Source organism: Chryseobacterium sp. RR2-3-20 (assembly GCF_017808115.1).
Lineage (GTDB): Bacteria > Bacteroidota > Bacteroidia > Flavobacteriales > Weeksellaceae > Chryseobacterium > Chryseobacterium oryzae.
Window position 1 is genome coordinate 1 of the sequence record NZ_JADQBD010000079.1, and the last position, 11,158, is coordinate 11,158.

The 11,158-nt window shown below is 36.7% G+C and carries 14 protein-coding genes and 1 pseudogene; 1 reads left to right on the plus strand and 14 read right to left on the minus strand.

Going from position 1 to position 11,158, the window contains the following annotated elements; genetic code table 11:
- Positions 1–196: 196 nt before the first annotated feature.
- The 13 genes and pseudogenes from IV513_RS13565 to IV513_RS13635 form a co-directional block, all read right to left on the minus strand.
- Positions 197–383: pseudogene (locus tag IV513_RS13565) on the minus strand (Hsp70 family protein); the annotation flags it as partial.
- A gap of 141 nt (positions 384–524) precedes the next feature.
- Positions 525–1,100 carry a hypothetical protein gene (locus tag IV513_RS13570; RefSeq protein WP_209391100.1) on the minus strand — a complete coding sequence of 192 codons (576 nt, stop codon included), beginning with the start codon at positions 1,098–1,100 and terminating at the stop codon, positions 525–527.
- Positions 1,097–1,582: a mechanosensitive ion channel domain-containing protein gene (locus IV513_RS13575; protein WP_209391101.1), complete on the minus strand. Its 486-nt coding sequence runs from the start codon at positions 1,580–1,582 to the stop codon at positions 1,097–1,099. Before IV513_RS13575 ends, IV513_RS13570 begins: the two co-directional genes overlap by 4 nt.
- Before the next feature lie 43 nt (positions 1,583–1,625).
- Positions 1,626–2,783 carry a cation:proton antiporter gene (locus IV513_RS13580; protein ID WP_245168950.1) on the minus strand — a complete coding sequence of 386 codons (1,158 nt, stop codon included), beginning with the start codon at positions 2,781–2,783 and terminating at the stop codon, positions 1,626–1,628.
- A gap of 41 nt (positions 2,784–2,824) precedes the next feature.
- The gene (locus IV513_RS13585; protein WP_209391103.1) at positions 2,825–3,436 is read right to left on the minus strand and encodes an HdeD family acid-resistance protein; all 612 of its coding nucleotides are present in this window, start codon (positions 3,434–3,436) and stop codon (positions 2,825–2,827) included.
- Positions 3,437–3,653: 217 nt separating this feature from the next.
- Positions 3,654–4,013, minus strand: a complete 360-nt coding sequence (locus tag IV513_RS13590) for a hypothetical protein (RefSeq protein ID WP_168638209.1) — start codon at positions 4,011–4,013, stop codon at positions 3,654–3,656.
- Positions 4,010–5,008, minus strand: a complete 999-nt coding sequence (locus tag IV513_RS13595) for a sigma-70 family RNA polymerase sigma factor (RefSeq protein ID WP_209391104.1) — start codon at positions 5,006–5,008, stop codon at positions 4,010–4,012. Before IV513_RS13595 ends, IV513_RS13590 begins: the two co-directional genes overlap by 4 nt.
- 174 nt (positions 5,009–5,182) lie before the next feature.
- Entirely contained in the window at positions 5,183–6,151 is a 969-nt protein-coding gene (locus IV513_RS13600) for a DnaJ C-terminal domain-containing protein (RefSeq protein WP_209391105.1), read from the minus strand.
- 321 nt (positions 6,152–6,472) lie between these two features.
- Complete coding sequence (locus tag IV513_RS13610; protein WP_209391106.1) at positions 6,473–7,414, minus strand: YfdX family protein; 942 nt, start codon at positions 7,412–7,414, stop codon at positions 6,473–6,475.
- Between the two features lie 21 nt (positions 7,415–7,435).
- Positions 7,436–7,750, minus strand: coding sequence for an Hsp20/alpha crystallin family protein (locus tag IV513_RS13615; protein WP_209391107.1), 315 nt, complete (start codon positions 7,748–7,750; stop codon positions 7,436–7,438).
- A 204-nt stretch (positions 7,751–7,954) separates the two neighbouring features.
- The gene (locus IV513_RS13620) at positions 7,955–8,395 is read right to left on the minus strand and encodes an Hsp20/alpha crystallin family protein (RefSeq protein WP_209391108.1); all 441 of its coding nucleotides are present in this window, start codon (positions 8,393–8,395) and stop codon (positions 7,955–7,957) included.
- Between the two features lie 111 nt (positions 8,396–8,506).
- Complete coding sequence (locus IV513_RS13625) at positions 8,507–9,190, minus strand: Crp/Fnr family transcriptional regulator (protein ID WP_209391109.1); 684 nt, start codon at positions 9,188–9,190, stop codon at positions 8,507–8,509.
- 363 nt (positions 9,191–9,553) lie between these two features.
- Positions 9,554–10,102, minus strand: coding sequence for an IS3 family transposase (locus IV513_RS13635; RefSeq protein WP_209391112.1), 549 nt, complete (start codon positions 10,100–10,102; stop codon positions 9,554–9,556).
- Between IV513_RS13635 and IV513_RS13640 the strand changes: the two genes are divergently transcribed.
- Entirely contained in the window at positions 10,069–10,404 is a 336-nt protein-coding gene (locus tag IV513_RS13640) for an SDR family oxidoreductase (RefSeq protein WP_245168953.1), read from the plus strand. The genes IV513_RS13635 and IV513_RS13640 overlap by 34 nt on opposite strands.
- A 135-nt stretch (positions 10,405–10,539) precedes the next feature.
- Here IV513_RS13640 and IV513_RS13645 read toward each other — a convergent pair whose 3' ends face one another.
- Positions 10,540–10,890 carry a hypothetical protein gene (locus IV513_RS13645; protein WP_209391110.1) on the minus strand — a complete coding sequence of 117 codons (351 nt, stop codon included), beginning with the start codon at positions 10,888–10,890 and terminating at the stop codon, positions 10,540–10,542.
- Positions 10,891–11,158: the final 268 nt, after the last annotated feature.

Here is an 11,158-nt window from a genome sequence, read left to right on the forward strand (position 1 = left end):
AAATTTTCTGCTCGGCTGTAAAGATCCTCCTTGTATTTTTACGGATGTCTTTTACGAATTTTTCGGAACTTTTCTTTTTAGGTGTTTCCATAATTAAATCTAATTCTTTTTTGAAAAACACTCCTTAACTTTTATACTATATAGTGTCAACTTTTTGCTGACGATTTACAGACACCAGAAATACGGTGCAGGCACTTATGGTGTTTTGGGGGTTGGTTACAGCCTGACGTTTGGCAGGGTCGCCTACTTTTCTTTCTCCATTCTCCATGAAAGCCACAATAGATGGGGTGGTTCTTTTACCCTCACTGTTTTGAATTACAACGGGTTCATTACCCTCCATAACAGCTGGTTGTTCCTAAGTCAATACCTATAATTTTTCCCATATCTTGTAATATTTTATTTGTTAATACCCAGTTTTATCACTTAATTTATAATGAACTTAAGTGCTACAGCAACAATGATATCATTATGACATTTTTATTTGGTAGAAAAATGCCATATTGACGGTTTAGGGGCTGACAATATCAATTATCCGAAAAATCCATAAGTTCATTTGTTTTAAGAATAAGTTTTTCAAAGGATTGAACATCCATATCTTGCTTTACCTTATTATCTAAAATATCGTTTCTTATTTCAACCGAAACCATTGACATTTCATCTAACAAATCATCCAGGTCTTTTTCAGAAATCTTTTCATTTTTCGCCAGCTTAACAAACCGGATAACAAACTTATTGAACGCAACCAAAACATTTTCACCAGCAATAAAAATCATTCGTTGGCTTAAAAGCCTTAATTCTATTATATCCTCGTGGGTAATCTTTTCTTTACGCACAATATCTTCCAATTGCCTTATAAGTTCCTGGTAAATGGTCGTTTTTAAAGTTAAATGACGAATACGTACCTCTTTGTTAAGCTCATTTTCGGTTTGTTTCCCCAGCAACGACCAGGTTGTTAGGGCAGTTATTGTGAAACCTATAATGGCTGCAAATATCTCGTATGTAAAAGGTTCTGTCTTTTTACTATTTAAAACCATACGCAAAATCAAATACCCAAAAAAGAGTATAAGAGCTATTATTATCAGTTTTTTAAATGTCTTCATTTAATTTGGTTGTTTTTTTTCCGCATTAATACCCTTGACGGTTTTTGAAAGAAAGTATTATTTGGTACGTTAAAGATTCCATCATCATCTTCTAATTCAGTAAACATCAGATTTATATTTACTACTGTCGCTTGTACTTCAGGGTCATGCAGCTTTATTTTCGAACCTATTTTGAAAGGGTTCATTATAAAAATAAATATTCCTGAAATAATATTGCTTAAAATACTCCATACAGCAAACAACTCAATTGCTACAACAGAGAGAAAACCCACAAGATATACCCAAATATTATTTAGGTTTACCCCCGAAATTATAAGCGTTAAAAAAATCAAAGCAATCCAAAAAGCTATAGCAATCGTTTTTCTTACCAGAAATAGACGATGTGGTTCATATGAATAAAGTGCAGAAAGCTTAATAAGTCGTTTTTCACTTAACGCTTTCAGAAGGAATACAACTATCACCAAAATAATGGTTAATCCCATCTTTATGAAATTTGAGTTCATGGAATCCATTTCATCAGATAATTTAGTTATGAGATAATTTAGGGAGCTTGTAAATGAAATTTTGTATTATCCCTATCCAAACAGAACTTATCATCATGGTAGCAGTTATTACAGCTAAGGTCATTTGATAACTATAATCGCCTATTACCCCCAGGGAAGCAGCCGTACTAACAAGAACAAAACTAAATTCGCCAATCTGAGATAACAAAGCTCCGGCATATATACTATCATGCCATGTACTGCCCATGCCTTTAAATATCATGGCATTTATTAAACTATTAATAACCATAACTGCAAGGGTGATTAACGATATAACACCAATGTTTTGGTATGCGAAGTGTAGGTTAAGTTGCAAACCAACTGCTAAAAAGAAAAAGGCTAAAAAGAAAACACGAAAAGGGACTAGGGCATGATCTAACCATTGGGTGGACTTATCCTGTCCGACCAATATACCTGCCAAAAGCGCCCCCAAAGCAGCCGATAACCCAAACCAATGACTTACTTGTGCCATGCCAAAACACAAAACAAAACCCAAAAATACTTGCAAGTCGTGGTCTCGTATCAAATCTTGCCTGAATGGAATTTTTATTAGTTTTTTGCGAATGGCGAAATGCATAAAAATCAATATGGCCAGACCGCCAACTACTGTTCTTGCTAACTCAATGGTCTCCAATTTACCTTTGGCCATAAAGTTTAAGGTAAGCATCATTGGTACGATGAGTATATCCTGCATGATTAATACTCCGGATGTTAACAGCCCTATTTTACTTTTAATTTGCCCAGTGTTTGATAAATATTGAAAAATAATGGCAGAACTACTTAAACTGATGACAAAACTCAAAAGTATAATTACCTGCCAGGACCAATTTAAAATTTGACCTGTTATAACCATGAAAGCAAAACTGAGCAGCAATTGCGATAATGTACCCAGTAACGGTTTTTTAAAACTTTTAGAAAAGTCGGGCAGGTTAATTTCTGCTCCGATAAAAAACATGAGTAATATTACACCAAGTTCTCCAATTTCGTTAATCGTTGGTGAATTTGAAATAACCCCGAACACCTCAGGCCCCAGAATGATTCCCGCTATGATATAGGCAATAAAATAAGGTTGTTTCGCCTTTTTTAATAAAAGTGCTAAAAATAATATCGTAAGCGATACTATAAACAGTCCGTTTAACAATCCATGATTCATTTCAAATAAAAGTTAAAGTTACCAAAGTTTTATTTTTGCACCATTTTCTGATGTTTTTTTAATTTAAAACCCAAAAAGAAATAAGTCATTGCCGATAGAAACGCATTAATTCCAAGCAACCAACCCGAAGCCAACAATACATCTTCAGGTTGGGTTATAAACATCCAGAGGATGATAGCTCCCAATATAACTGAGAATAATCCGCTTAATATCATCCACAATTCTCCTTTGATTTCTTTGCGAAGCCGAAGGGCTGTTATTATTTCTGATATGCCAACGAATATTGACCAAAAACTAATGCTGGCCCATAAAAAGCTGGCAATTACAACAGTGGCAATAAGTGGAGAAACAATAACAGCAATACCTGCCAGTATACTAATAATAGCGCTAAAAATAAGCCATCCCCACCGATTTCCCTTTCTGATTTTCCGAACCGATGCAATAATGCCAAAAATACCATCAGCTAAGGCAAATGCACCAAAAGCAATTGCCAGGGCAAGTATGGCTGTAACGGGCATAATAAAAGCCAATACCGAAAATATTAGCGCAAGGAAGCCTTTAATGATGAAAGCCCACCAGTTTGAGGAAATACTTCTTATTCCCTTTTGTTCGTCTTGAACTTCATTAATAATTGTTGTCATTTTTATTGTTTTTTAATTTAAAAGTTTGAAACTATTTATTCCCTCGAATATATTTTTAATTAGACATCTGTTTTTTAAACACTTATAATCGTCAAAATTGACTTTAGCACTTCTATTTCCGTGGAACCCTCTTGTTTATTGCCTTTGGCGAGCTCGCAAGCTTGGTTCATGTCCTTGTTGTGGACGGCAGTGCATAAGGGTTTCATTAAGAAATAAATCAGACCATTTTTTTTAACAACTCCCATTGAAAACGGCCAACTAAAGGATTGTCTGGGTCGCCATTAATCATGGTTAGGAAATACGCCGTTTTAGACATTTGCCAGTCAATCTTTAAGTTATGCGAATCGCTGTTAGAAACGTACCTTTTGCTGAAGTGCTGCTCAAGCGGAAACCCTAAATTCCTGCAAATAGCCATTGCCCGTTTAATAGCCATCCCCAACTCCTTATCTGATTCGAAAAAATGTTCCATGGATGCAGCATTGAAGTGCATTTCCAATTGTTTTATGGCTTCAATAAAAGCCCCAATATGCAATGGCACATTTTGGTTGTACGGAACTATTGTTTCTATCTTTTTCATACATTTTTATTTTTTAGTTTTGATACAATACTGAATGTGATATCATCAATGATATTTTCGACAGCTTCAATTTGCATACGCATCGACTTTGCAATCTCATTAGCAGTCATTTCATGTAGCCAGAACAGTTCAAAAGCCCGTTTAGCATTTTCATCAACATTAGCCAAAACCTCGTTTACAACGGGTTCTATTTCAATATCGGCAGGGAGTTCAATTAGCGCATCGTTGTTGAGAATCTCATTGCCTAATTTTGTGTTCTCGTAAGAAATATCATCCAAATCTTCCTGCATGATAAGTTCTCCGTCTGCATCAGCGGTAAATTTTTCTTCCATGCTTAAAAGTTCTTCTTCAGCCAGCTTATCGAACGAAATATGTGCGTTTTTTGTGTAATGCTTTTCCATAAAACTTTCCAAAGTTTCGCGGGCAATTTGAAAACTCCATGGGGAGAACTCTTTGTCATTTTTAGGTCGTTCTTCAAATCTTTCATAAAGAGCAAGGTATATCTCATCCACCAAATCATCAATTGTAAACCCGCTGGGAACTTTTGTTTTGCTATACGAAAGATACTTGGCTACAAACCCGCGGATAGCAGGCAAAAGTTGTTTTATAAGGAAGTTAAAGTGTTCTTTATCCTCTTCGTTTCTTAGCTTATTAAGTTGGGATAAATGCTTGCTTGCTATGTTAAGTCTTGTTTTTTTTTGTGAAGCTATAAATTGCCTTAAAAACCTGGATTTAAGCCGGGTCATTATCTGTTCAGCTAAGATCGCCGGTTCAGTGCCTTCAGCTTCTGCAAAAACCTGGTTAGCTCCTTGTTTTAAATAAAAAGTTGCTTTTATCCCCTTATTGGTTTCTGTTAAATAAGCATCCAATTTATTGGAATTAAGAAGAACATCCATGCGGTCAAAAAATTTATTATGATTTTTTATGACCTCTCTAAACTGACTTGCCAAGTTGCTATCTGTCAATAAATGTTTGTTATGAATTGTTGTTTTCATCTTATTTCATTTTAAGGCACCGGTTTTTTTTGAAATATAAGCGGCATAACGTAGTGCTTTATATGTGCAATCAGAAAAATCGGTAGGCACAATTTTTGTTTTCATTTTAATTGGCTATGAATTTTGATTCTTATATGATTAAACTTTTTTCATATTTAATTTGGTCATTTTCAATCAACGATTTGTTTTCTGAACACTGTCTCTCAATTTCATAACCAGTTCTTTTTGTTCCGGGGTCAATTTATCCGGTAGCTTCACCTGAATTTTAACATATAAGTCACCATACGAAGATGTACCATATACAGGCATACCCTTTCCTTTAAGCCTGAACTGTTTGCCGTTTTGAGTACCTTCAGGAATTTTCATGTTTATTCTGCCTGACAGGGTTTGGATTTCCATTTCGCCACCAAGTAGTGCTGTAAACAAATCCACAGGCATGTTCATATACAAGTCGTTTCCTTTGCGCTCATAAACCGGGTGAGGGGACACGTTGATGGTGATGTACAGGTTGCCTCCCTTTCCTCCCTGGCCTTTCTCTCCTTTTCCTTTTGCGCGGAGTTTTAATCCAGAGTAAGCTCCAGGTTTTATTTTCAGCTTAATCTTTTCACCCCCAATGTCAATAATGCGTTCGGTACCTGTGTAGGCTTCTTGTAATGAAATAGTTATTTCTCCTGCCAGGTCGTTACCGGGTATATCTGCACCGAACCCGGAAAACCCGCCGGTTCCAGAGAATCCTTTCCCCTGTCTGGTTCCTCTTCCAAAGAAAGACTCAAAAAAGTCGGAAAAACCACTGCTACCACCTTCAAAAAACTCAGAAGGGTCGCCTTCAAACTCATAATAATATTGCCCCCCGGGTGCACCCTGTGAATATCTTGCTCTTCCACCAGCGGTTGATGGGTCATAGCCAGCATCCCGGTATTGCTTCCAATTGGAGCCCAGTTGGTCGTATAGTTTTCTTTTTTCCGGGTCACTCAATACTTCATTAGCCTCACCAATTTCCTTAAATTTTGCTTCTGCCTCCTTGTTCCCGGGATTTTTGTCCGGATGGTATTTTACCGCCAGTTTGCGATATGCCTTCTTTATTTCATCCTGAGAGGCTTTCTTATCAACACCCAGTATTTTATAGTAATCTTTGTATTCCATATTCTTAAATAGTTATTATTCATCACTATGTCCAAGCAAAGCAAACAAATAATAGAGTAAAGTAGCAAGCGAATACAAAGCAGCAATTACATAAGTTGAAGCTGCCAAACGCAATGCTTTTTCAGCGACGAAAAGGCTATTGAAAAAGCAATGAACAAGGCTATGTAATTTGCTTTCATGTTTGCACTGTTTTGGAATTATTAATCAACATTTTTAAAATTTCGAAATATTATTCCGGCTTTTATTGCCTAAAGGGGCTGTATGTTATCTAATATCTTACAGCCCCGGTTAATTTAATCTAAAAGTTAAGAATAAAAATTGTTATGAAGCTATTCTTTTCTTAAAATCAGCAAGTTTTGTTTTAAATTTCTCAAACAATGCCTGAGAATCACCATCATCTTTCACTGATTTTTTCAATTCTTTAATGGCTTTGTTTAGTTCTTTATATTCACGGTCGCGGTCGCCATAACCAAGCTCTTCGGCCATAATTAACTGGTATTCTGCATTGTCAAGAAGTGCGAGCACCTTTTTCTTTTTGTCTTTGGAAGCATCATCGGTTATGGCCTGTGCGATAAGCGCCTGTGCCCTCAGTATAGGCAAAGGAATGCGTTCTTCGCTTACAACTAATGTGTTAAGAGCTGTGTATAGCACTACTTTGGCTTCATCAGTTTTCCCTTTGTCAATTAAAGCCGCTGCTGATTTCATGGCTTCGGGAAAAGTTGCTAAAGGTAATTCAACTTTAGTAATCTGCAATTCACTGGCCAGTTTTGCTAACTCATCGCGCATCACCTGGAAATAGTCCTCTTTTAAGGCCTGTATTGCTGCTCTTTTTATATTCCTGATTGTTTCAAGGTCGGCCACCAGGTCAATGGTTTTAACCGATACGTCAATAGGTACCAGTGCCAAATCGGGTTTACGGGCCAGTAAAATATTTAACTTGCCGGTTGATTTTTCAAGCGCTGCCAGAGCTCCTTTGGTATTCTTTGCTTCGAGGGCGTCAAGCGCCACGTAAACTTGTGCGAGAGCTTCTGAGGCTTCTGTCACTTTTTGGTCATTCAATGATTCAACAGCACCAATTGCCTGCTCCTGAACCTTAGCTGCAAGTGAATCGGCATTCATACCCAATTCAACCGGTTTTTTCATTCGGATTTCTTCCGTTTGCGCGACACTTTCTTCTTCGCTTTTGTTTTGGCTTTTATCTCCGCAACTTGTTAGTAAAACAATTGCCAGAAAACTATAAAGAATTTTATTTAATATTTTCATAATCATTTAATTTTGTGGTTACTATTTAATTTCTATTGCCTTTTTGTTTTCTTCTTTACCCTTTATTTTACCAACTTTTATTTTCAATACTCCGTTTTTCATAGAAGCATCTATATGTTCAGGGTCTGCATTCTCGGGTAATTGAAACATTCGTTGGAACGAGGCATAACCATATTCACGGCGCATCCAGTTGCCTTCGTTTTCTTCTTTTTCGTATTGTTTTTCAGAAGAAACAACTAAGCAATTGTCCTTAACTTCAAGTTTAATGTCTTTTTTATCCATTCCCGGCACGGCCAAAGAAACTTCAAAGGTGGTGCCTTTATCGTTTATGTTCACTGCGGGTACGCTGGCGATTTCTTCCGAACCCGAAGCCTGGTCGTCAATTTTTTTACCAAAAAATTTCTCAACAACATTTGGAAATTATGGTTTAATGTTTTTTGTCCATTTAATTAAGTCCATATCAGCCTATTTTTTTTAAAGTTTTACAATTAAATTCAATAACAGGGCATCGCAATTTTTGCGATGACCTGTTATAATAAATTACGAAATTTCAATGCTTTTTGGCGGTTTAGGCTTAGCTTCTTCCTTTTTTGGAATAGTAACGGTTAAAATACCATCGTTGTAAGAAGCGCTGATTTTATCAGCATCGGCGCTATCGGGCAGGGTAAAGGAACGGGTGAAAGCCTGGTAGGCAAATTCTCTCCTGGCGTATTTTTCACCTTCGCCCTCTTTTTGTTCTTCCTGCTTTTGCGAAGAAATTGTAAGCAGGCTGTTATCAACATTAATTTTAAAATCGCCTTTTTTCATACCCGGCGCAGCCATTTCAACTATAAACCCATTTTCGTCTTCCTTAATGTTTACTTTAGGAAGTGTGGTGTTGGTAGTCGAATAGTTTTGGTTTCTCCAATCGGCCATTTCGGTGCCAAAGAAATCATCAAAAAGATTTCCGAATAATGGAAAATTTGTTTTTACTAGTGCCATAATTTTTAAGTTTAAAGGTTAAAAACGAATAATTTAAAATGATTCTAGTCAAAGTTATGTATTTTAGAAATGCTTTTCCTTGATTCAAGTCAAGACACTGAAAAAATTTGTTCAATCGTTCATATTTGATATTTTAAATAATTTGTCTTTTCTTAAAAGTTCAATCATTCCGTTTATAGATTTAATAAGTCCGGATTCCTGAAACCTGGTTAAATACCTGCTAAGCGTTTCAGGGCTAATGTTTATTATTTTAGCCAAATCTTTTTTAGGTAAACGAATCAGGCTGTCATCATGCACAGTGCTATTTTCAGATGCCTGTTCGAGATCTAATAATAAAGTAGCCAACCGTGAATCAATTTTCTTTGAATGCAGGTTCACAATTTTTTTTTCACTGCTATTTATCTCATTACACAACATTTGAATAATTGACCTGGTAAAATCATAGTTCTCATGTATAAGTGTGAGGAATACATTTCGGGGAAAAAAGTATAGCTCGCAATATTCTAATGCCTGGGCATTGTCAGGGTATGGTGTATCTTTTACTAAAGATACATAACCAATAAATTCGTTATGCCCAAGCATCCGCAATATAACCTCATCACCTTCATTGCCACCCCTAAATATTTTAACCCACCCATATTTCATAAAATACCCACCTTTAGGCTTATTACCTTTTCTGTATATAAATTCTCCTTTTTTAAAAGTCCTTATCTCAAAGGAGCTATTTATTTCATTGCTGAAACGGTTGCAAAGCTCTGCAAAAAGTTTGTTCGATATGTTTCTTTTTTCACTCATTTTTGTTTCCTTGTTTACAACACTTTCATTGAACAGACTATTACAGAGGCGAAATTTCAAGAAAGCATTAAATTGATAGATGCAAGTTACGTATTATTATTGGCAATAATTTAAGTGTTTTCCCGCAGTAATTCTTCCAATAATAAATCAAGGTTTACCGATGCAAAAGACGATGCATAGTCACTCATGGCATAGGGGATGATGAGTTCATTGTTGTGGACGATTGCCCCGCATGTGTAAACTACATTTGGGACATAACCGGAACGTTCATTTTCGTCGGGTAATAAAGTGGTTCTTTAAATCTTCCTATAACTTTTGTAGGATCTTTCAAATTGGAATTGCAACTTAAAATAGGAGACTTTTTTATGCTGCCAATCTTTCTTTATCCAGCAGCATCTCTTCGATCTGCTTGGGGGTTTTGCACCCCAGTGCAGAATGTGTTCTTTTGGTATTATAAAATCCCTCAATATATCCAAAAACCTCTAATTTAGCCGCCTGCTGATCCATGAATTTCCTCTGATAAACCATTTCCGCCTTTAACGTCTTGAAAAAGCTCTCAGCCACTGCATTGTCCCAACAATTCGCCTTCCTGCTAATGCTTTGAAGTATCTTGTTTTCTACAATTACCTCGCTGAATTCATCGCAGGCATATTGGATCCCTTTATCCGAATGGAAAATAAGCCCACCTTTGACACCCCGGTTTACAATACCCATTTTGATGGCTTCTACAGAAGTGTTTTTAGCAGTCATATCGGTACTCAAAGACCATCCGATGACTTTTCTGTCCTCAAGATCGATGACTGTTGTTAGATAGAGCCAACCTTTGCCAGTATGGATGTAAGTGATGTCTCCAACCCATTTTTGCGAGAGGGAATCCGCTGAAAAATCTCTTTGGAGGAGATTTTCAGCTATCCCATAACTATGGCTATACCAATACGGTAGCCCGTGAAGTTGCCAGCTCTGGTGTTACGGTTAATGCGATCTGTCCTGGAATCGTAGGGACAGGTATGTGGAGAGGTGAAGACGGAAGGGCAAACAGAACCAAACTGGAAGGCGAAACTGAAGAGCAATCTTGGGAAAGAAACAAAAAGTTTTACATACCTCAAGGCGTAGAGCAAACACCTGAAGACATTGCCGATGGTGTACTATATCTTGCAGGTGCCAAACATTTAACAGGACAGGCACTTGCTGTTGACGGTGGTACAAACTTATAGATTTCAATAACTTAAACAGGCAATAGGAATATTCAACGATATCCCTATTGTTTTTGGTCATCAAAAAATGAGAATAGCCATAATAAGTGAATTATTATGCATAATTTAATAAAAATTACAGTTAATTATACATTTTTAGCAGTTACCTGAGCAATCTATTGTCCAATCATCCGCATCATTTTCATGTACTGCAATTTTACTGATGATCTCGTCTGCTTCGGTGTCCGTGTAGGTCCCGTAACCATTCACAAATACACCTTTAGCCCCATCACTCTTATTGTGCATAGCGTAAAGGATGGCTTCATCATCCGGATCGTTCTGCCCGGTAAAACGGTAGATCTTATCAATGACCAGATCATTGATGTTGATGCAATGTTTGTCCGGCGTATAGGATGCGGAAACTACCAATAGGTTGAAGTCTTCGGTATAGCCCCGCTGTCTGAGGATCTCCATAACTTCCGATAAAGTTTTCTCTGTTGTGATCATATCTGTTCGTTTTAAATTATTTGCGTTTTTTCAGCTATTCTTTTGACCGTTTTTAACGGCAGCAATTCTTTTACCTGTGCCAACCCCTTATCAACGATAAGTGCACAGTGTTCGCTTTCCACATCTTCCAAGGGTAGATAGATGATCCACCTGTTGTGCATTTAGGAATTTAAAAAAAAAAAGATTGTCCATTTGATTAAAAAATCGTATATTTAATTGATTACCAAGTCATTAAATACATGAACAATCTTATTCAAAACTACAAAAT